This window comes from Caulobacter sp. SSI4214 (assembly GCF_012184455.1).
Classification (GTDB): domain Bacteria; phylum Pseudomonadota; class Alphaproteobacteria; order Caulobacterales; family Caulobacteraceae; genus Caulobacter; species Caulobacter vibrioides_E.
In genome coordinates this window covers 1-19,228 of the sequence record NZ_SZWJ01000082.1, presented here as the reverse complement: position 1 = coordinate 19,228, position 19,228 = coordinate 1, and the positions used below count along the sequence as shown (strand labels likewise).

21 protein-coding genes and 1 pseudogene are annotated in these 19,228 nt (G+C 69.1%); 6 read left to right on the top strand and 16 right to left on the bottom strand.

What is annotated here, in order from left to right:
• Positions 1-1,003: DUF885 domain-containing protein (locus FCU40_RS18415; protein WP_168076913.1), on the top strand; the 1,003-nt coding region annotated here is incomplete at its 5' end.
• Positions 1,004-1,067: 64 nt separating this feature from the next.
• Here the strand turns inward: FCU40_RS18415 and FCU40_RS18410 are convergent.
• From FCU40_RS18410 to FCU40_RS18375, 8 genes are all read right to left on the bottom strand, one after another.
• A complete protein-coding gene (locus FCU40_RS18410) occupies positions 1,068-1,409 on the bottom strand; it encodes an EF-hand domain-containing protein (RefSeq protein WP_004622199.1) in 342 nt (113 codons plus the stop codon).
• 210 nt (positions 1,410-1,619) lie between these two features.
• The gene (locus tag FCU40_RS18405; protein WP_168076911.1) at positions 1,620-2,306 is read right to left on the bottom strand and encodes a ferritin-like domain-containing protein; all 687 of its coding nucleotides are present in this window, start codon (positions 2,304-2,306) and stop codon (positions 1,620-1,622) included.
• 110 nt (positions 2,307-2,416) lie between these two features.
• Positions 2,417-3,634: an RtcB family protein gene (locus FCU40_RS18400; protein ID WP_168076909.1), complete on the bottom strand. Its 1,218-nt coding sequence runs from the start codon at positions 3,632-3,634 to the stop codon at positions 2,417-2,419.
• Between the two features lie 333 nt (positions 3,635-3,967).
• Positions 3,968-4,357 carry a biopolymer transporter ExbD gene (locus FCU40_RS18395; protein ID WP_168076907.1) on the bottom strand — a complete coding sequence of 130 codons (390 nt, stop codon included), beginning with the start codon at positions 4,355-4,357 and terminating at the stop codon, positions 3,968-3,970.
• 3 nt (positions 4,358-4,360) lie between these two features.
• A complete protein-coding gene (locus tag FCU40_RS18390) occupies positions 4,361-5,299 on the bottom strand; it encodes a prephenate/arogenate dehydrogenase family protein (protein WP_168076905.1) in 939 nt (312 codons plus the stop codon).
• A 165-nt stretch (positions 5,300-5,464) separates the two neighbouring features.
• Positions 5,465-6,577: a histidinol-phosphate transaminase gene (gene hisC, locus FCU40_RS18385; protein ID WP_168076903.1), complete on the bottom strand. Its 1,113-nt coding sequence runs from the start codon at positions 6,575-6,577 to the stop codon at positions 5,465-5,467.
• A gap of 44 nt (positions 6,578-6,621) precedes the next feature.
• Entirely contained in the window at positions 6,622-7,422 is an 801-nt protein-coding gene (locus FCU40_RS18380) for a chorismate mutase (RefSeq protein ID WP_168076901.1), read from the bottom strand.
• 105 nt (positions 7,423-7,527) lie between these two features.
• Positions 7,528-8,550 (bottom strand): DUF2125 domain-containing protein, encoded by a 1,023-nt coding sequence (locus FCU40_RS18375; RefSeq protein ID WP_168076899.1) that lies wholly within the window; start codon positions 8,548-8,550, stop codon positions 7,528-7,530.
• 28 nt (positions 8,551-8,578) lie between these two features.
• Between FCU40_RS18375 and FCU40_RS18370 the strand changes: the two genes are divergently transcribed.
• Positions 8,579-9,163: a gamma-glutamylcyclotransferase gene (locus FCU40_RS18370; protein WP_168076897.1), complete on the top strand. Its 585-nt coding sequence runs from the start codon at positions 8,579-8,581 to the stop codon at positions 9,161-9,163.
• A 16-nt stretch (positions 9,164-9,179) separates the two neighbouring features.
• Here FCU40_RS18370 and FCU40_RS18365 read toward each other — a convergent pair whose 3' ends face one another.
• From FCU40_RS18365 to ftsE, 4 genes are read right to left on the bottom strand one after another with little or no spacing between them, the layout of a single operon-like run.
• Positions 9,180-9,890: a lysophospholipid acyltransferase family protein gene (locus FCU40_RS18365; protein WP_168076895.1), complete on the bottom strand. Its 711-nt coding sequence runs from the start codon at positions 9,888-9,890 to the stop codon at positions 9,180-9,182.
• Positions 9,887-10,504 (bottom strand): YdcF family protein, encoded by a 618-nt coding sequence (locus tag FCU40_RS18360; protein WP_004622182.1) that lies wholly within the window; start codon positions 10,502-10,504, stop codon positions 9,887-9,889. Before FCU40_RS18360 ends, FCU40_RS18365 begins: the two co-directional genes overlap by 4 nt.
• Entirely contained in the window at positions 10,501-11,394 is an 894-nt protein-coding gene (locus FCU40_RS18355) for an ABC transporter permease (RefSeq protein WP_168076893.1), read from the bottom strand. The genes FCU40_RS18360 and FCU40_RS18355 overlap by 4 nt, the downstream gene beginning before the upstream one ends.
• The gene (gene ftsE / locus FCU40_RS18350; RefSeq protein ID WP_168076891.1) at positions 11,391-12,098 is read right to left on the bottom strand and encodes a cell division ATP-binding protein FtsE; all 708 of its coding nucleotides are present in this window, start codon (positions 12,096-12,098) and stop codon (positions 11,391-11,393) included. The genes FCU40_RS18355 and ftsE overlap by 4 nt, the downstream gene beginning before the upstream one ends.
• 58 nt (positions 12,099-12,156) lie before the next feature.
• Between ftsE and FCU40_RS18345 the strand changes: the two genes are divergently transcribed.
• A complete protein-coding gene (locus FCU40_RS18345; protein WP_168076889.1) occupies positions 12,157-13,113 on the top strand; it encodes an MJ0042-type zinc finger domain-containing protein in 957 nt (318 codons plus the stop codon).
• On the top strand, positions 13,055-13,636 hold the full coding sequence (locus FCU40_RS18340) for a phosphoribosyltransferase family protein (RefSeq protein WP_004622175.1): 582 nt from the start codon (positions 13,055-13,057) through the stop codon (positions 13,634-13,636). The genes FCU40_RS18345 and FCU40_RS18340 overlap by 59 nt, the downstream gene beginning before the upstream one ends.
• A gap of 116 nt (positions 13,637-13,752) precedes the next feature.
• Here FCU40_RS18340 and FCU40_RS18335 read toward each other — a convergent pair whose 3' ends face one another.
• The 4 genes from FCU40_RS18335 to argH all read right to left on the bottom strand — a co-directional run bounded on the left by FCU40_RS18335 (position 13,753) and on the right by argH (position 18,472).
• On the bottom strand, positions 13,753-15,351 hold the full coding sequence (locus FCU40_RS18335; RefSeq protein ID WP_168076914.1) for a methyl-accepting chemotaxis protein: 1,599 nt from the start codon (positions 15,349-15,351) through the stop codon (positions 13,753-13,755).
• 104 nt (positions 15,352-15,455) lie between these two features.
• Positions 15,456-16,721: a diaminopimelate decarboxylase gene (gene lysA, locus FCU40_RS18330; RefSeq protein WP_168076887.1), complete on the bottom strand. Its 1,266-nt coding sequence runs from the start codon at positions 16,719-16,721 to the stop codon at positions 15,456-15,458.
• Positions 16,722-16,730: 9 nt separating this feature from the next.
• Positions 16,731-17,033 (bottom strand): hypothetical protein, encoded by a 303-nt coding sequence (locus tag FCU40_RS18325; RefSeq protein WP_035017572.1) that lies wholly within the window; start codon positions 17,031-17,033, stop codon positions 16,731-16,733.
• A gap of 17 nt (positions 17,034-17,050) precedes the next feature.
• Positions 17,051-18,472: an argininosuccinate lyase gene (gene argH / locus FCU40_RS18320; RefSeq protein WP_168076885.1), complete on the bottom strand. Its 1,422-nt coding sequence runs from the start codon at positions 18,470-18,472 to the stop codon at positions 17,051-17,053.
• Here argH and FCU40_RS18315 point away from each other — a divergent pair, their 5' ends adjacent.
• Both FCU40_RS18315 and FCU40_RS18310 read left to right on the top strand, forming a co-directional pair.
• Positions 18,473-19,093: a TlpA disulfide reductase family protein gene (locus tag FCU40_RS18315; RefSeq protein ID WP_168076883.1), complete on the top strand. Its 621-nt coding sequence runs from the start codon at positions 18,473-18,475 to the stop codon at positions 19,091-19,093.
• A pseudogene (locus tag FCU40_RS18310) lies at positions 19,090-19,228 on the top strand (GNAT family N-acetyltransferase); the annotation flags it as partial. The gene FCU40_RS18315 and the pseudogene FCU40_RS18310, both read left to right, overlap by 4 nt.

Sequence of the window (19,228 nt, the reverse complement as noted above, 5' to 3'; positions counted from 1 at the left end):
GGGGGCGGGGGCGGGCCTTGGCCGCTTTTCGTGGGGACGCGAATACTACGCCCTGGTTCTGAAGCAGAACCTGGGCATGGCCATCGATCCGGACGAGGCGCACCGGCGAGGCCTCGCGGCGGTCCAGACCTTTGGCGCCCGCGCCGCGCGGCTGCTCGATCGGCGAGGGATCGCCGCCGGTCCCCTGGGCGACCGCCTCGCCGCCCTGGCGCGTGATCCGCGCTGGCTATACGCCGACGACGAGACCGGGCGCGACAGGCTGGTCGCCGACATGAACGTCTGGCTGGACAAGGCCAAGGCGCGCTTGCCCAAGTCCTTCGCCGCCACGCCGCCCGGAACCCTCACGGCGAGGATCTCGCGGATGTCTCGCGCCGACGAGGCCGCCGCCCGACAGGGCTATCGCGACGCGCCCAGCTTCGACGGCCGACGGGCGGGGGTCTATTATATCGACCTGGCCGACATCCGGCGTCGGCCCGCCTGGACCCTGCCCAGCGTCGTCCATCACGAGGCGGTTCCGGGCCATATGCTGCAGATTCCGCTGGAAGAGGGCGCCGGCGCGCATCCGCTGCGCACGCGCCTGGCCTGTCCCGGATTCCTCGAGGGCTGGGCGATCTATGCCGAGCAGCTCGCCGACGAGGAGGGCGCCTTCCAGGGCGATCCCCTGGCCGAGCTGGGCTGTCTGCAATGGATGTTGTTTCGGGCCGGGCGGCTGGTGGTCGACACCGGCCTGCACGTCAAGGGCTGGACCCGCGAGAAGGCCGAGGCCTGGTTCGCGCGCGTCCAGGGACCGCCCCCGGTCTTCGCGCCGATCGCCCAGGACGTCGAGCGGGCCGCGATCGCGCCGGGCGGCGTGGCGGGCCAGGGTCTGGCCTGGCTGGAGATCGTCCGCCTCCGCGAGGCGGCGCGCCGTCGCCCGGACTTCGATCGCAAGCGCTTCCATGCCGATCTGTTGCTGCCCGGAACCCTGCCGTTCGCGACGCAATGGCGGCGGCTGGCTGGATAAATGTAAAGCGCCGCCCGGAGGCAAGCCGGGCGGCGCTGGAAGCGTCGGTAGGAGGGCGCTTCCTTTAGTTCTGGGGCGGCATTCCGCCTGGCGGCGGGCCGGGAGGCGGACCGCCTTCGCCGCCGCCTTGCTGCATCCGGCGCTGGCGCATCTTTTCGAACGCGGCCTTCAGTTCGTCGAGGGTGATCTTGCCGTCCTTGTTGGCGTCGATCATCGCGAAGCGTTCTTCCGGACGGCCGGCGGCCTTCCATTCGGCCAGGTCCACGACGCCGTCATTGTTGGTGTCCCAGCGCTTGAAGATGTCTTCCGGAGCCGGCATTCCGCGCGGCGGGCCGTCCTGCGCCAGGGCGACGCCGCCGGCCAGGGTAGTAAGCGTTGCAAGCGCGACGAGGAGCGTGCGGCGCATAGAGGGTGTTTCCTTCCAGGGTAAGATGTCCCTGCTCGCAGTCTTCGGCGCGAATGTTGCGGGCTTATTTCGCCGATGGGCGGAAAAACGGCGGCTGTCCGGCGCGATCAGGCTGGAGCGTGAGGCTGAAAGTGGGAACCGGTTTCAGCTTATCTCACGCTCTAAACATTTGATTTAGAGCCTTTTCAGCGCCTGAAATCGGTTCCGATTTCAGGCTAAAGGCTCTAGCGCCGCGACCTGATCCAGCGCCCCGGCGTCATCATGATGGTCGGGCCAGGTCGACCGTCGGCGCAGGCGCGGGGCCAGGAACAGCACCGGCAGCTTGAACACCAGGAGCTCGCCATGGACGAAGCTGTCGATCGCCCGCTCCCAGGCGTTGGCCTCGCGCCGTCCGTGATCGCGCAGCCATCCGTCGTAGGGCGCCCAGTGGCTGGGCTCGTCCTGCTCGATGACGCGGAAGATCTTAGTCAGCTGGGCGTCGTCCTGCACCTTGGGGTCGCGCAGCAGGATCTCGACCTGGCGGTGGCCGCGCTTCTCGGTCAGCGACACCACCCGGCACAGCCGCTCGAACACGTCCTCGCGGCCGATCAGCCGATAGTCGAGGGCGTCGATCGGCGAGCCGAACACGATCTCGACGAAGCGATCGATATGGCCGCACGTCCGGTCGATATCGAAGGGCATCACCCCGCGTCGTTCGAACCAGCGACGGAACATCAGATAGTGCTTGCGCTCGTCGGCGCGGTGGCTCTCGACCTTGCGGATCAGCGCCTCGTCATCGGGCCAACTGGCGCGGATCGCCGCCAGCATCCGGTCGATGGCGGTATAGCCGCGATGCTCGTTGTAGATGTAGATCGAGCACAGCAGCTCGAGGAACCGGCGTCGTACCGCGTCGCGCATCGGGACCTCTCAAGCAGAACGCCGTTTCGCATAACGGCCGCTGGCGTCGCTTGTTCCCGCCGTCCGCGCGCCACGATGTCCGCCGGACGTCGGAAGACGTCCGGCGGTGTCTATCCCTTCACGCACACCACCTGGCGCAGCGTGTGCACGATGTCGACCAGATCGGCCTGGGCCGCCATCACCGCGTCGATGTCCTTGTAGGCCATCGGCGTTTCGTCGATCACCTCGGCGTCCTTCCGGCACTCGACGCCGGCCGTGGCCGCCACGTGATCGGCGATGGTGAACCGGCGCTTGGCCTCGTTCCGGCTCATCGCCCGTCCGGCGCCGTGCGAGCACGTGCAGAACGAGTCCGGGTTTCCCCGGCCGCGCACGATGAACGACTTGGCGCCCATCGAGCCCGGGATGATGCCCAGCTCTCCGTCCTTGGCCGACACCGCGCCCTTCCGGGTCAGGTAGACGTCCTTGCCGAAGTGCTTTTCCCGCGACACGTAGTTGTGGTGGCAGTTCACCGCGTGCTCGGTCACGGTCAGGTCCGGGAACGTCTTCTTCAGCACGGTCAGGACCTGGTCCATCATCACCTCACGGTTGGCCAGGGCGTACTTCTGCGCCCAGGCCACGGCCCGGACGTAGTCATTGAAGCCCTCGCTGCCTTCGGCGAAGTAGGCCAGGTCCTCGTCCGGGAGGTTGATGAACCACCGGCGCATCTCGTGCTTGGCCCGTTCGATGAAGTAGGTCCCGAACCGGTTGCCGACGCCCCGCGAGCCCGAGTGCAGCATCACCCAGACGTCGCCGGCCTCGTCGACGCACAGCTCGACGAAGTGGTTGCCGGTGCCCAGCGTACCCAGGTGGCCGTAGCCGCGCGGGTGAGCCGCCTTCGGGTTCCGGGCCACGATCTCATCGTAACCGTCCTTCAGGCCCGCCCACTTCTCGGCCGCGATGGCCGGCGGCTCGGACTGCCAGGCGCCCTTGTCGTTGCGCCCGCCGTTGTCCGTCCGGCCGTGCGGCACGGCGGCCTCGATGTCGGACCGGACGCCGAACAGGTTGTCCGGCAGGTGTTCGGCCCGGATCGAGGTGCGCACCGCCATCATGCCGCAGCCGATGTCGACGCCCACCGCCGCCGGGATGATCGCCTTGTAGGTCGGGATCACCGAGCCCACGGTCGCGCCCATCCCCCAGTGCACGTCCGGCATGACCGCCACGTGCTTGTGGATGAACGGCAGGCTGGCGACGTTGCGCAGCTGCTTCAGGGCGGAGTCCTCGATCGGGACCCCTTGGGTCCACGCCTTGATCGGCGCGCCCCCGCTTTCGATATGCGTGAAGCCGCTCATCGGCTTCTCTCCTCTTGCTCCCCCTCCTGGCGTCAGGGCCGGCAAGTGTTTCCGCACAAACGAAAAACCCCTCCGGCTCAAGGCCAGGAGGGGCTTTTTCGGACTTCCCGAGTTCCGTCGAACCCTAGACCGTGATCCCCTCCAACGCGCGCGCGCTCGCGTACTCGACCTGGCGGTCGAGCATGGTGAACGGCTGCGAATTGGTCAGGGCTTTGTGCGCCATGGTCCTCATCCTTCGGGAGCGCGCCGATTACAGCGTTCGCTCAGCGGGCGCCAGCAGGTTTCTCATGGGGCTGACGCGGAAGTTGAGAGGGTGTGGCGGAAAGGTCGCGATCAGGGCTTCGGGTGCGGAACGGCCTCGTTGACCAGGCCGACCTTGTACCAGCCGCGCCCCTGCAAAGTGCTTAGAACCGCCATGAAGCGATCATAGGGGACGTCTTCAGGCGCGCGGATCATGACGCGTTGCTGGTCCTTGGGGACGTCACCGAAGCGCGCCGCCAGATCGCGCGGCAGGGCCTCTAGCGTGGTGGGGGCGCCTTCGATTGTAAGGCCGCCGTCCGGCTTCATCTCGACGAAAATCGGCGCCCGATGCGCGGGCTTCGCGGGGATGATCGGCGGCGGCAGGTCGTAGGTGATCGTCGTTGTCTTGGTCGGAATGACGAACAGGAAGAGAAAGCCCGCGAAAAGCAGGACGCCGATCGCGATCTTGATCCCCCGCTTCATCGCCTAGCCCTTCCCGCGATCGCGCCCGAAGTTCGGCAGGGCGCTCTCTTGCCCCGCCGCCACGATGCCTCGGCGGATCGCGCGGGTCCGGGTGAAGTGGGCGTGGAGGGTGTCGGCGTCGCCCCAGCGGATCGCGCGGCTCATGGCCTGGAGGTCCTCGGTGAAGCGGCCCAGCATCTCCAGCACCGCGTCCTTGTTGGCCACGAAGATGTCGCGCCACATGGTCGGGTCGCTGGCGGCGATGCGGGTGAAGTCGCGGAAGCCCGAGGCCGAGTACTTGATGACCTCGTTCTCGGTGACGTTCTCCAGGTCGGCCGCGCTGCCGACGATCGTGTAGGCGATCAGGTGGGGCAGGTGCGAGACGACGGCCAGCACCAGGTCGTGGTGCTTTTCGTCCATCAGCTCGACCTGGGCCCCGAAGGCGCGCCAGAAGGCCGACAGGCGGGCGACGGCGGCGGCGTAGTGCTCGTCGTCGCTGTCGAAGGGCGTCAGGATCGTCCAGCGGCCCTCGAACAGTTCCGGAAAGCCGGAGTCGGGGCCCGACTGCTCGGTGCCGGCGATCGGGTGGCCTGGGATGGCGAAGATCTTCCCGCCGTCCTGGGCGCGGAAGGCCTCGGCGACATTGGCCTTGGTCGAGCCGACATCGGTCAGGGTCGCGCCCGGCTTCATGGCCGGGATCACCTGGGCGGCGATCTCGGGGATCGACAGCACCGGGGTGGCGATCACCACCAGGTCGGCGTCCTTGACCGCCTCGGCGATGTCGCCGGTGACGTGCTCGGCGATGCCCAGCTCGGCGACGCGGGCGCGGTGGGCCTGGCTGGCGTCGGCCACGGTGACCTCGCCGACGACGCCATGCTGGCGCGCGGCGCGGATCACCGAGCCGCCGATCAGGCCGCAGCCGATCACGGTGAGCTTGGGGTAGAGGATGCCGGGGTTAGACATGGATAAGGCTCACTCTCATCCGTTCTTCCCGGCGAATGCCGGGGCCCAGATGCAGCCTGAGCGGTTTGGGATGATGCGCCTCTTGTCCCCATTCAAACAAAAGGCGGCTATGGGTTCGATCTGGGCCCCGGCATTCGCCGGGGAGGTCGGGAGACGCGCCGACATCTAGCGCCCCATGAACTGGGCCAGCAGCTCCACCACGGCCCGGTTATGCTCTTCGAGCCCGATGGTGACGCGGATCGAGTCCGGGAGGTTGTAGTTGGCCACGGCGCGGACCAGGTAGCCTTTCGAGGCGAGGAACGCCTCGGCCTCCTGGGCGGTCTTGCCCGGCGTGGTCGGGAAGGTCGCCAGGACGAAATTGGCCGCCGACGGGGTGACGTCGAGGCCAAGCCCGCCCAACTGCTGGGCCAGCCACGGCCGCCATTGCTCGACCAGGGCCAGAGAACGGGCCTGGAAGTCGTCGTCGAACAGGGCCGCCACGGCCGCCTCCTGGCCGGGGATCGAGGTGTTGAACGGCGGACGGATGCGCTCGATCGGGGCGATGATGTGCTCGGGCGCGTAGCCCCAGCCCACCCGCAACGCCGCGAGCCCGTGCAGCTTGGAGAAGGTGCGCGTGACGATGACGTTCTCGGCTATGCGGGCCAGGTCGAGGCCGTCCTCGAAGCGCGGATCGCCGCAGAACTCCGAATAGGCGCCGTCGAGCACGAGAACGACCGACGGCGGCAGGGCCGCGTGCAGGGCGCGGATCTCCTCGCCGGTCAGCCAGGTGCCGGTCGGGTTGGCCGGGTTGGCGATGAAGACGAGGCGCGTGCGTTCGTCGACGCACTTGATCACTTCATCGACGTCGATGCGGTGGTTGATCTCCTTGGCCATCCGCACCTCGCCTTGGCAGGCGCGGGCCCCGATGGCGTAGGCGGCGAAGCCGTGCTCGCCCTGGACGATGTTGTCGCCGGGCTCCAGATAGACCTGGCACAGCAGAGCGAAGATCTCGTCGCTGCCGTCGCCGAAGGTCAGGCGCTCGGGCTCTAGCTTGAAGCGCTCGGCCACCGCGGAGCGCAGGATATTGGCCTTGCCGTCGGGATAGATGTGCAGACGGTCGACGGCGTCGCGATAGGCCTGCTTGGCCTTGTCGCTGCTGCCCAGGATGTTCTCGTTGCTCGACAGTTTGATCGGATGAGCGATGCCTTCGACCTTCGACTTGCCGCCGACATAGGCGTGGATGTCCATGATCCCTGGCTTGGGAACGGGACGGGGCGCGGCGAAGCGATCGGCGGTCATCGGAGTACTCTGAATTATGACCCCCCTTGGGGACGAGGCGTCTCTTACACGTCGAACTGTTCGGGCGCAGCCCCGATGACGCCCGTCAGGGCGCCGGGCGCGCGGGCCAGACGCGGGTCATCGGGCTGGAAGAAGCCGGACAGCGAGAACAGTCTGAGGCCGCCGGCCTCGGCGATCAGCTCTGCGGCGACGTCGGTCTGGCTCAGCGTCTCGACGATGGCCGAGACGCTCTTGGTCGAGTCGGTGACCCAGAAGGTCTGATCGTGGCCGGTCGGCTCGACCTCGACCTCGGCGACGGCCAGGGCGGCTTGGGGGCCCCAGCTGGCCAGGCAGGGCAGGGCGGCGAAGACCTTCAGCTTCGGCTCGGCCAGCAGGCGTCCCCACCACGGCGTGTCCGACGCCAGCGGCAGGACGCCGACGCCCCAGGGCGAGCGCGCGATGGCCAGGGCGTCCTGGGCGGTGGCGGCGATCGACAGGCGCGGGGCCGTTCCGAAGCGCAGGCGGGTCAGCTCGACCGCGCGGGCCGGATCGCGGCCGCCGAAGACGCCCAGGTGGTATGGCCCCTGGCGCGCCAGATTGTCGGCCATGATCTCGCGCCAGATGCGGATGACCAGGGCGTCCGAGGCGCCCTTACGCGGCGTTTCCAGCAGCTTTCGGACGATGTGGGCTTCGCGGCCGGGGCGCAAGCCAAAGCCCGTGTCGCCCGAAGCCCGCTTGGCGGCCGCGACGGCGCCGGCCAGGCTGGCGCGTTCGTCCAGCAGCTTCAGCAGTTCCGTGTCGATCGCGTCGAGCCGCCATCGGACCTCTTCGAGAGACGGCGTGGCGGCCGTCGTGTCGCTGCCCATGTTCTTCCCCGAAATTGGAGGCGGGACCATAGTCCTTGCCGCCGAACACGCAATAGTCCGCCTCCTCGGGGAAGAAAATTGCGCGCTCGAACGATCGCCGATCGATCAGAAGATGCGCGGCGAGGGTCCCGTATCGATCACGCCCAGCCGGGTGCGGCCTTCGCCGAACTTCAGGCTGGCCTGGATCACCGGCTCCTGGCCCATGGCCTCGGCGGCGGCGGCCAGCATCTGCTCGCGGGTCTTGAGCGGCTTGGAGAGATCCGGGCGCTCCTTGATCGACACGTCCAGCGCGCCTTGCAGGCGACCGTCAGCATCGACCGTCAGGGCGCCGGTCTTGCCCTTCATCTCGGCGTCGCCGGCCAGCACCTGGCTGTCCTGCAGGGTCATGGCGCCGCCGGCGGTCGTCCAGGCCCGGACGGCGTCGGCCCAGCTGTGGCCGCGCAGCGCCGAGACCTTGGTCAGTCGGGCGTCCAGCACCATCGAGGCCTGCTTGTCCTGGACGATCCGGCCCAGCAGGCCAACGAAATCGGCGCGCGCGCCGTCGGCCTTGAACAGGATCGCGCCCTGGTCGTCGGGGCCGGCGCGCAGGTGCAGCTGCATGTTGGCCGCCGAGAGCAGCGGGAAGGGCTTGGCGTTGGGCGCGGGGGCGAAGGTCAGGTTCGCGCCCTCGACCGAGATGCGCGGCGGGCGCTCCCCGGGGTGCGAGACGCTGGCGCGCAGGGCCTGGCCGGTGATCGTGACGTCGCCCGCCTCGGGCCGGGTCAGCACGACGCCTTGGGGCGCGACCATCACCCAGTGGCTGAGATCGTAGACCTCGGCCTCGCCCTTCAGTTCCGGCGCGCGCAGGGCCCAGCCCGAGGGCTCGGCGACGCGGGCGTCGGCCAGGCTCACATCCATGCGGAACGGAAAGCCCGTGAAGGTTCGCTCGCGCCACGACAGGTCATAGCCGCGGGCTTTGAACGATGCCGAGGCCGCGTCCATCCGCTGCTCGGCCTGGCCGCGCAGCCAGAACCAGCCATAGCTCCAGCCGCCCGCGACGAGGGCGGCGAGGATGAACGGGGCGAACAGGCGGCCGCGATGGGCCTTCTGGGGGGCTTTGCGGGACGGGGCGGCGTCGTTATGGGTCATCTATGGGCGCGTCCGGTCGGAATCGATGATGGATTTGGAAGGCGGCGGCGAGGATCGCTGGGTGTTCGGATACGGATCGCTGATGTGGCGGCCCGGGTTCCCGTTCATAGACCGAAGAACGGCCGTGCTCCACGGTCGGCGACGGGCCTTCTGCATCTATTCGGTCCATCATCGCGGCACCTATGAACGGCCGGGCCTGGTGCTGGGCCTGGCGCCCGGCGGCGCGGTGCGCGGCATGGCCTATCGCGTCGCGGCGTCCGAGTGGCCGGACGTCTACGCCTATCTGCGCGAACGCGAGCAACCGACCGAGACCTATTTCGAGACCTCCCGCGAGGTGAAGCTGGACGCGGACGGCTCGGACGGCTCGGACGGCCAGCGAAAGGTTCCGGCGCTCGTCTTCCTGTCGGACATGAAGCACAGCCAGTGGGCGGGCGCCCTGACCCTGGAACAGCAGGCGGCGCTGATCGCCGGGGCCAAGGGGCTGTCGGGTCCGAACATCGACTATCTGCGCGACCTCGTCCTGCACCTGCGCGAGGGCGGCGTGCGCGACGTGGCGATGGAGAAGCTGCTGAAGATGGTCGAGGCGATCGAGAGCACCGCGCCTCAATCGTGAAACGGGGAGGAGAAAATCAGATCCCCTCGTCCTCCAGCGCCTTGGTCGCCGTGTCGATGCGGGTCTGTAGCTCGCGCATGAACTCGCCGCGCTTCAGGCCGGCGGGGATCGGTTCCAGATATTCGAAGACGATCGTGCCCGGCTTGCGAAGGAAGCCCTTGTCCCAGTGGCTGCCGCAGTTCAGGGCCACCGGCGTCACGGGCATGTTGAGCTCGCGATAGAGCGCCGCGATGCCGGGCTTGTAGTCCCCGGGCTGGCCGACCTCGCCGCGGGTGCCTTCTGGGAAGATCACCACCTGGCGGGTTTCCTTCATCCGGTCGACGGCGTCGCGGACCAGCTTCTTCAGGGCCGCCGAGTGGCCGTCGCGGTCGACGACGATCATGCCGGCCTTCAGCCCATGCCAGCCGAACAGCGGCACCATCAACAGTTCCTTCTTCATGACGAAGCAGGCGTCGGGCAGCAGGTAGAACTGGCTGAAGACGTCGAACATCGACTGGTGCTTGGGCGCGACCAGGGCCGGCCCGGTCGGCCGATATCGCTCGCCCCGCACCTCGACCTTGACGTCGGCCAGCCAGCGCAGGCCCCAGAAGATGCCGCCCGACCAGGTTCGCAGGCACCAGGTGTTGGCGCGACGCGGCAGCGGGAACGTCAGGATCATCCCGACCGCCCAAACGACCGACCAGAGCCAGAAGAACAGCTGGAACACGAACGAGCGAAAATAGATCAATGGTCGTCCTTCGCCGACGAAGCGGCCTTGTCTTTGGGGCCCAGCCCCAGGAACGCCTCGCGGCCCAGGATCGCCAGATACTTGCAATATTCGACGATCATGCGGCGGGCGCTGATGCTGGTCTTCCACCAGCGATGGGCGTTGAGGTCGGTCCTGACCGGATAGGGGTAGAGCTTGACCCCCGGCATGGCGGCGCGCAGCTCCAGCATCGAGCGCGGCATGTGATAGTCGGCCGTGACGATGATCAGGCTGTCATAGTCCTTGGACGCCGCCCACTCGGCCGTCTCGCGCGCGTTGCCGACCGTGTTGGCGGCCGAGAACCCCAGGTCGACGCAACAGTCGTAGATCGGCTTGACGGCCTTGGTCACGGTCTGAACGTCGGCCCGGGTGGCCTCTCGGTTGACGCCCGAGATCAGCAGCCGCTTGCCCTTGCCGTCCTCGAGCAGCTTGGTGGCGGCTTCCAGCCGGATGTTCGACGCCCCGGTCAGCACGACCACGCCGTCGGCGACCGGCGGCGCGGGCGCGGGCGTGGAATGGTCGACCCGGGTGGTGAACGCCAGCAGGCCCAGCCCCCAGATCATCAGGCCGATCAGCAAGGCGGCGAGAGTCTTCACGGCATGTCCCCCACGATCCGCGACGCCGCCAGACGCGCCGACAGGCCGGCGATCAGGGCGGCCGCCAGCGGGCAGGGCAGGGCGGCGGCCAGATCGATCCAGGCCAGGGGCAGAAGCGGGGCCAGTCCCGCGCCGCCGCCAAGCCAGCGCGCCAACGCGCCGATGATGGCCGCGCCAGCTCCGCCCAGCAAGCCCGCCAGCGCGCCCATGGCCGCGAACCGGTTCTGGAACAGGCTGGAAATGAAACTCTGTTCGGCCCCCGAGAAGTGCAGGACCTCGATCACGTCGCGGCGGGCGGCCAAGCCCGCGCGCGTGGCGAAGGCGATCACGGCGGCGGTCGTCGCGGCGATCAGAACGAAGACGCCGAGGGCGGCCAGTCGCGCCAGATTGGCGGCGCGCTCGATATCGGCGATCCAGCGGCTGTGATCGTCGACCGTGGCGTCGACGCCGGCGGTCTTCAGCGCCTTGTCCAGGACCTCGGCGGTCGGCGGATTGTCGGGGGCCAGATCCAGGGTGACCAGGCGCGGGGTCGGCAGGTCGTCGACCAGGGCCGCCTTGCCGATCCAGGGCTCCAGCAGGGCTTCGGCCTTTTCGCGGGGCAGGGCCTGGGCCTCGGTCACGCCCTTGACCCCAGCCAGGGTCTCGGCGGCGCGCGCGGCCGCGCTGTCGGGCGTCTCGCCGGCCCGCGCGCGGACCACGACGGTGGCCGAGCCGGTCAGCTGGGCGGTCCAGCCGTGGGCGGCGCGGTTCGAGGCCAGGGCGGCGAATCCGGTCAGGCAGGCCAGGAAGCACAGCACGGCCACCACGAAGATCAGCGCGCCGTCGCGGGAGTCGCGCGGCGGCAGCAGCGGACCCGGTCTCCAGCGATCCACCCTGAAGAGCGCGCTCATCGGCGCGCGCCCGAGTCGATCAGAGAACCGTGCTCGAGGTGCAGGACGGGCTGGGCGGCGCGGGCCACCAACTCGTCGTCGTGCGTGGCGATCAGCACCGTGGCGCCCAGCCGGTTCAGCTCGACGAACAGGCGCAGCAGGCGCAGCGACATTGCCGGGTCGACATTGCCGGTCGGCTCGTCGGCCAGCAGCACGTCGGGACGGTCCACGACGGCGCGGGCGATGGCCAGGCGCTGCTTCTCGCCCCCGGACAGGGTGGCGGGCAGGGCGTGCATCCGCTCGCCCAGGCCGACCCAGGTCAGCAGCTCGGCGACATCGTCGCGATAGGTGGCGGGTTTCCGTCCCAAAATGCGCAGCGGCAGGGCGGCGTTGTCGAACACCGACAGGTGCTCCAGCAGCCGAAACTCCTGAAACACCACGCCGATGCGGCGGCGCAGGAAGGGCAGGTCCCGGGCATGGGTCAGGCTGACGTCGCGTCCGAACAGCTCGACGCGACCCCGTGACGCACGGTGGGCCAGGTAGATCAGCTTGAGCAGCGAGCTCTTGCCCGCGCCCGAGGCGCCGGTCAGGAAATGGAACGAGCCTGGATCCAGGGAGAAGCTGATATCCCTGAGGGTTTCCGGCGCCCGGCCGTAGCGCATCGAGACGCCTTCGAAGCGGACAACCGGAACGGCGTCATCGCCCTGTTCTGTGTCGATCCGCAAGGCGCGTCACTGGGCTTTCTGGACATCAGGGTTAAAATCGGCGACCCCGGAGAGAGTTGTGGGGATCGTTCGATTCGCGGCCATGATACTGACCTGTCCGGAGTGCGCCAGCCGCTATTTCGTCGACGACTCCAAGGTCGGGCCGACGGGTCGTGTCGTGCGCTGCGCCTCGTGCGGTCACCGCTGGACGGCCCGTAACGAAGAGCCGCTGGACCTGTTCGACGAGCCCGAAACGCCCACCCTGGCCGATCTCGCCGAGGGGGGCGGATCGCTGGAAGAGCCCGTCGCCGAGGCCGAAGCCGAGGTCGAGCCGCCGGTCAGCGCCCTGCCGGGCGAAGAGTTGCCCAAGGTCTTCCGCGCCCGCGCCGACGCCGAGCGGCGACTACGCGCCGCGACCACCACCGGCATCGTCTGGGCCGGCATGGCCGCCATGATGGCGGTGATCGTGGTCGCCGCCCTGATCTTCCGTCTCGACGTGGTCAAGATCCTGCCTGGCTCCGCCGGCGCCTACGCCGCCGTCGGTCTTCCGGTGAACACCGTGGGCCTGGTGATCAATCGCGACAGCCTGAAGGCCAAGCCGTCCATGCAGGACGGTCGCGCCGCCGTGACCATCACGGGCGAGATCCGCAATATCACCGAGCACGCCGTCGTCTCGCCGCCGCTGCGGGTGGAGCTGCTGAACGCCAAGGCCAAGCGCGTGGCGGGCCAGTTGGCGGCCGCCGACGATCCGAAGATCCCGCCCGGCGAGGTCCGCCATTTCGCCATCACGTTCCTGGATCCGCCGCGCACGGCCAAGGACCTGCAGATCGGCTTCGCCACCGAGGCCGGAGCCGCTCAGGCCGTGAAGGCCGCGTTGAAGGTCCCCGAAAAGGGGGGCGAGCACCCCGAACTTGCCCTCAGAGGGGCCCAGGACGCCGCCGCGCCGCAGGAAGCGGCTGGACAGGACACCCCGGGACATGAGAGCGGGGAGGCTGCTCCTCCTTCCGACTCTCAAGAACCCGCCCACCATGAATGATCGCCAGAAGCCTGAAGTCCTGATCTCGGACACCGAGATCGCCGAGCGGGTCCAAAAGCTGGCCGAGGCCATCGCGCCCCGCATCGACGACGACACCGTCGTGGTTTGCCTGCTGACCGGCGGCCTGTGGTTCGCCGCCGACCTGACCCGCGCCCTCTACCGGGCGGGACGCGACGTGCGGTTCGACGCCCTGTGGCTGGCCTCGTATCACGACGAGCGCAAGAGCACCGGCCGCTGCGAGGTCCGCGCCGATCTGCAACGTCCGCTGATCGGTCGTCGCGCGCTGGTCGTCGACGACGTTTTCGACACCGGCCTGTCGCTGTCGGAAGCGGCGCGCCTGGTCAAGGACGCCGGCGCCAGCGAGGTGCTGACCGCCGTGTTCGCGCGCAAGCCTTGGCCGACCTCGCGCGGCATGGAGCCCGATTTCGTGGCCTGGGAAGCGCCGGCGCGCTATCTGGTCGGCTATGGCCTCGACGACGAGGGCAAGAGCCGAGGCCTGCCCTACATCGGCGCCCTGGACTAGGGTGCGTTAGGTTTAGGTGTGAGCGACTGAACCGCTCGAACGCGCTCTAAAGATTTGAATTTAAAGCCTTTTTATCCGCTTCAAATGGTTCCATTTGAAGCGGGCAGGCTCTAGGTCTAGGCGGCTCGCTTCTGGCGGGCGGTCGCCGCCTGGCCGATCTCGAACAGGTCGACGCGGTCGGCCAGTTCCTGGGATTCGCTGCGCAGGGCGTGGGCGGCGGCGGTGGTCTCCTCGACCATGGCCGCGTTCTGCTGCACCACGCGGTCCATCTCGCCCATGGTCGTATTGACCTCGCCCAGGCCCTGGGCCTGGTCGCGCGCCGAGGCGGCGATGGCGTTGACCTGGGCGTCGATCTCGGCGACGCGGGCGATGATCCGCTGCAAGGCCTCGCGGGTGCGGCCGACGCGCTCGACCCCGGCGCTGACCTGCTGACCCGACACGTTGATCAGGTCCTTGATTTCCTTGGCGGCGTTGGCCGAGCGCTGGGCCAGGGCCCGCACTTCCTGGGCGACGACCGCGAAACCCCTGCCGGCCTCGCCCGCGCGGGCGGCCTCGACGCCGGCGTTCAGCGCCAGCAGATTGGTCTGGAAAGCGATCTCGTCGATCACGCCGATGATCTTGCCGATCTGGCCCGAGGAGGTCTCGATCAGGGTCATGGCCTCGACGGCCTCGCTGACCACCGGGTCCGACCGCTCGGCCTCCAGGCGGGCGGAGGCCGCGGCGGCGTTGGCTTGGCTGGCGCTGTCGGCGGTGTTGCGGACGGCGACGGTGATTTCGCCAAGGGCGGCGGTGGTTTGCACCAGGCTGGCGGCTTGATGCTCGGTGCGGCGGGCCAGCTCGTCCGAGGCGCGGGACATGTCGGCGACCCCGGCGGTCATGCTGGCGGCGTTGCCGGCGATCTCGCGCATGGCGGCCTGCAGCTTGGCCAGGGCGTCGTTGAAGTCGGCGCGCAGCGATTCGTAGCGGGCGGCGAAGGACTGCTCCAGTCGCCAGGTCAGGTTGCCGCGCGAAAGATGGCCAAGAGCGGTGGCCAGCGCCTCGACGACCTGGGTCTGCTCGGCCTCCAGCACGGCCTTGGCGCGAGCCTGCTCGGCATTGGCCGCGTCGCGGGCGGCGCGCTGGCTCTCGGCCTCGGCGTTGGCGGCGTCCGCGCGGGCGGCGGCGTCCAGCGCCCTGTCGGTTCGGGCGGTCACGGTGACGAACAGACGCGACACGCCGGCGGTCAGCCAGATCAGAGACCAGGCGGTGGCCATTGTGACGCCGGCGTCGAGGGCCAGACGAAGGACCGTGACCTCGCCGCCCATCAGGACGTGCGGGGCCAGCGCGGCCATGGCCAGCTCGATCCCGACGATGGCCGCCGCGCCCGCGGCGACGGCGCGCCAGTCGCCATAGGCGACCAGCAGGGCCAGGGCGGCCAGATAGGCCATGCGGGCGTCGGCCTGCAGCGGATGGCCCTGGAAGGCGGCGATGAACAGGCTGACCTGACCCATCAAGGTCAGGGCCGTCGAGATCCGTTGAGCGGCGTTGTCGCGCCAGATCGCGAAGCCGCCCCAAGCCAGGCCCGCCAGCAGCAGCGACCCGCCGAACAGCGGCAAGGGCGCGCGTCCGGCCAACAGCGCCGCGCCCGGCGTGATCAGCGCCAAAGCCGCGATGCAAGCCAGCACCAGATTGCCGCCAAGCTTACGCTGAGCCTCGATGCTGTCGAATTCGATCAGGTTCGCCAACGCCAACTCCGCCCTCCCGAGGTCGGCGCGCACTCTGCGGCGGCGGTGGTTAATCGCGCGTGTCGTGGAACGCGCTCTGGCGTCCGTATAATTACCTATATCCAGTGGGGCATAAGGTCGCGGGCCAGGATCTCGTCATAGGTTGGCCGCTTGCGAATGACCGCGTAACGGTCGCCGTCGACCAGAACCTCGGGGACCAGCGGGCGGGTGTTGTACTCGCTGGCCATGGCCGCGCCATAGGCGCCAGCCGACATGAAGGCCAGCAGATCCCCGGCGCCGAAGGTCGGTAGGGGGCGGTCGCGGGTGAAGGTGTCGCCCGTCTCGCAGACCGGACCGACGACGTCGTAGACCGTCTCTCCAGGGCGCTTCACCACCGGGCGGATATCGTGGAAGGCGTCGTACATGGCCGGGCGGACCAGGTCGTTCATGGCCGCGTCGATGACCAGGAACTTGCGGCCTTCCGGACGTTCGTGGACGTGAATGACCTCGGCGACCAACACCCCGGCGTTGGCGGCGATCACGCGGCCAGGCTCGAAGGCCAGGCGCACGGGCAGGCCCTGGGTGACCTCGCCGACCATCGCGGCGAATTCGGCGGGCGAGGGCGGTTCGGGATGGTTGAAGTACGGCACGCCCAGGCCGCCGCCCAGGTCCAGCCGCTCGACCGAGAGCCCTTCGCCCAGCAATTGCTCGACCAGGCCCCGCATCTTCGTGAAGGCGGCGCGCATGGGGCCCAGGTCGGTGATCTGGCTGCCGATGTGGCAGGCCACGCCGACAGGCTGGAGGTTGGCGTTGTTGCTGGCGTTGGCGTAGAGACGCGCGGCCTCGGCGAACGAGACCCCGAACTTGTTCTCGGACTTGCCGGTGGCGATCTTGGCGTGGCCGCCGGCCGCGACGTCGGGATTGACCCGGAAGGCGACCTTGGCGCGGACGCCCAGTTCGGCGGCGACGGCGGCGATCAGGTTCAGCTCGGGCTCGGACTCGACGTTGATCTCGGCCACGCCCGCCTTCAGCGCGAATTCGATCTCGCGTCGGGCCTTGCCGACGCCGGAGAAGACGATGCGCTCGCCCGGGATGCCGGCCGCCAGGGCGCGGCGGACCTCGCCTTCCGAGACCGTGTCGGCGCCGGCGCCCAGGTCGCCCAGCACCTTCAGCACCGCGACGTTGGAATTGGCCTTCACGGCATAGGCGACCAGCGGATCGACGACGCCGGCCGCGATCAGGGCGTCTCGGAACACGGTGAAGTGCCGCTCCAGCGTGGCGCGGGAATAGACATAGACCGGCGTGCCGACCTCGGCCGCGATCTTGGCCAGGGGCGCGCCCTCGCAGGCCAGGCCCTCGGGGCCGTATTCGAAGTGGTTCAACGGAAGGCCTTAGTTGGGCGTGGCGCCGGGGAAACCCTTGGCGGTCTGGCCGCCGAACGGATCGTTCTGGCCGGGCAGCGGGGCCTGGCGGACCGTGCGGTTGCTGGAGGCCGGGTCACGGATCTCCTGGTCGCCGCCCGGACGGGCCGGCTGGTTGGCCTGGGCCGAGGCGGCGCGGCGCTCGGCCTGCCAGGCGGCCTTCTTCTGGGCGTCCCACAGCGGCGCGGGGCGTTCCAGCTCGCCCTGCCTGCCGCAAGCGGCGGCGGTCGCGGCGAGGGCGACCAGGACCAGGGCGGTCAGGGGGCGGCCCATGTTCTTGTTAGAGCGCGTCATGCCAGCAGTTCCTTCCAACGCGCGATCTGGGCGCGGACCTGGGCGGGAGCGGTCCCGCCATAGCTCATGCGGCTGGCCGCCGAGGCGGCCGGGGTCAGGACGGCGTAGACGTCCTGGGTGATCCGGGGCTCGATCGCCTGGAATTGCTCCAAGGTAAGGTCGGCCAGATCAACGCCAAGGCCTTCGGCCGTTTTCACCGCCGAGCCTGTCACGTGGTGCGCGTCGCGGAAAGGCATGTTCAGCGTCCGCACCAGCCAGTCGGCCAGATCGGTCGCGGTCGAGAAGCCCGCGCCGGCCGCCTTGGCCATGTTTTCGGTGTTGGGGGTCAGGTCGGCGACCATGCCGGCCATGGCCAGCAGCGAAAGCTCCAGGGCGTCGAAGGCCTCGAAGGTCGGGACCTTGTCTTCCTGCATGTCCTTGGAATAGGCCAGCGGCAGGCCCTTCATGACCACGGTCAAGGTGGTCAGGGAGCCCAGGATCCGGCCGACCTTGGCGCGGATCAGCTCGGCCGCGTCGGGGTTCTTCTTCTGCGGCATGATCGAACTGCCGGTCGTGAAGGCGTCGGTCAGCTTGATGAAGCCGAACATCGGGGTCGTCCACAGCACGATCTCCTCGGCCAGGCGCGACAGATGCGTGGCGGTGATCGAGGCGGCCGACAGGGCCTCCAGGGCGAAGTCGCGCGCCGAGACGCTGTCCAGCGAGTTGGCGGTCGGGCGGTCGAAGCCTAGGGCCGCGGCGGTCGCGTGGCGGTCGATCGGGAACGGCGAGCCGGCCAGGGCCGCCGCGCCCAGCGGGCACTCGTTCATGCGGGCGCGGGCGTCGCGGAAGCGGCCGGCGTCGCGGCCGAACATCTCGACATAGGCCATCAGGTGGTGGCCGAAGGTCACCGGCTGGGCCGGCTGCAGATGGGTGAAGCCCGGCATCAGGTCGTCGGCGTGAACCTCGGCCTGGGCCAGCAGGGCTTTTTGCAGCGCTTCCAGCTGACCCACCGCGCGGTCGGCGGCGTCGCGCACCCACAGGCGGAAGTCGACGGCCACCTGGTCGTTGCGCGAGCGGGCCGTGTGCAGCCGGCCGGCCGTCGGGCCGATCAACTCGCGCAGCCGCGCCTCGATGTTCATGTGGATGTCTTCGTACTCGTCACGGAACGGGAAGGTCCCCGTGGCGATCTCGTCCTCGATTTTGGCCAGGCCTTCGAGGATTTCCTCGCCATCGCTGCTTGCAATCACACCTTGGCTGATCAACATCCGCGCATGGGCGCGGGAGCCCGCCAGGTCTTGCGCCCACAGGCGCTTGTCGAAGCCGATGGAGACGTTGATCGCCTGCATCAACTCGGCGGGCTTGGCCGAGAAGCGACCGCCCCACATGGCTTGACCCTGGCCCTTCCCGGCCTTGGGCGTATCGGAGGCGTTGTCGGTCATATGAGCGAAGTCCAATCGGAGGCGGCGGCCAAGAAGCGCAATCCCATGAGGATGGCGCTGGGGGGCGTCATCCTCGTCGGCGTGGCGGCGGTTCTATACGTCATCGCCGCCGCTTCGTTCAAACCCCATGGTCCCGCCGACCTCAGAGAATTCAAGAAGGCGTCGCTGGAAAAGCTGGACGTGCCCGCCGCGCCGCGCGCCGCGCCCGCGACGCCCTTCACCGGCCTCGACGGCAAGACCGCCACCCTGGCCGATTTCAAGGGGCGCGTGGTGGTCATGAACCTGTGGGCGACCTGGTGCGCGCCGTGCAAGGCCGAGATGCCGACCCTGGCCAAACTGCAAGCCGCCTACGCCACCCAGCCGCTGACCGTGCTGCCGATCAGCGTCGATCGCGACAGCGACCTCAACCTGGTCACCGCGGAGATGGCCGCCAATCCGCCGCTGAAGACCTATCGCGATCCGTCCTATCGGATGTCGTTCGCGTTGGACCCCAAGGCCGGCGGCTTTCCGACCACGGTGATCTACGACAAGCAGGGCCGCGAGCGCGCGCGGATGACCGGTCCGGCCGACTGGGCCAGCCCCGAGGCCAAGGGTCTGGTCGAAAAGCTGCTGGCCGAGTGATCGACGCCGCCGCCCTTGAACCCCTGGCCGACGACGCCTGGCCGGCCCGCGAGCGGGCCAGGCTGGGCGGTTGGCGGCTCAACGCCTCGTCCGGCCGCTCGATGCGGATCAACGCCTGCTGGCCTCTGGCCGCGC

Bases quoted from the DNA above. Each gene is read 5' to 3' on its own strand.
- FCU40_RS18410 (WP_004622199.1), bottom strand. From the start codon at position 1,409: ATGCGCCGCACGCTCCTCGTCGCGCTTGCAACGCTTACTACCCTGGCC.
- FCU40_RS18405 (WP_168076911.1), bottom strand. From the start codon at position 2,306: ATGCGCGACGCGGTACGACGCCGGTTCCTCGAGCTGCTGTGCTCGATC.
- FCU40_RS18400 (WP_168076909.1), bottom strand. From the start codon at position 3,634: ATGAGCGGCTTCACGCATATCGAAAGCGGGGGCGCGCCGATCAAGGCG.
- FCU40_RS18395 (WP_168076907.1), bottom strand. From the start codon at position 4,357: ATGAAGCGGGGGATCAAGATCGCGATCGGCGTCCTGCTTTTCGCGGGC.
- FCU40_RS18390 (WP_168076905.1), bottom strand. From the start codon at position 5,299: ATGTCTAACCCCGGCATCCTCTACCCCAAGCTCACCGTGATCGGCTGC.
- hisC (WP_168076903.1), bottom strand. From the start codon at position 6,577: ATGACCGCCGATCGCTTCGCCGCGCCCCGTCCCGTTCCCAAGCCAGGG.
- FCU40_RS18380 (WP_168076901.1), bottom strand. From the start codon at position 7,422: ATGGGCAGCGACACGACGGCCGCCACGCCGTCTCTCGAAGAGGTCCGA.
- FCU40_RS18375 (WP_168076899.1), bottom strand. From the start codon at position 8,550: ATGACCCATAACGACGCCGCCCCGTCCCGCAAAGCCCCCCAGAAGGCC.
- FCU40_RS18370 (WP_168076897.1), top strand. From the start codon at position 8,579: ATGGATTTGGAAGGCGGCGGCGAGGATCGCTGGGTGTTCGGATACGGA.
- FCU40_RS18355 (WP_168076893.1), bottom strand. From the start codon at position 11,394: ATGAGCGCGCTCTTCAGGGTGGATCGCTGGAGACCGGGTCCGCTGCTG.
- FCU40_RS18340 (WP_004622175.1), top strand. From the start codon at position 13,055: ATGAGAGCGGGGAGGCTGCTCCTCCTTCCGACTCTCAAGAACCCGCCC.
- FCU40_RS18325 (WP_035017572.1), bottom strand. From the start codon at position 17,033: ATGGGCCGCCCCCTGACCGCCCTGGTCCTGGTCGCCCTCGCCGCGACC.
- argH (WP_168076885.1), bottom strand. From the start codon at position 18,472: ATGACCGACAACGCCTCCGATACGCCCAAGGCCGGGAAGGGCCAGGGT.
- FCU40_RS18315 (WP_168076883.1), top strand. From the start codon at position 18,473: ATGAGCGAAGTCCAATCGGAGGCGGCGGCCAAGAAGCGCAATCCCATG.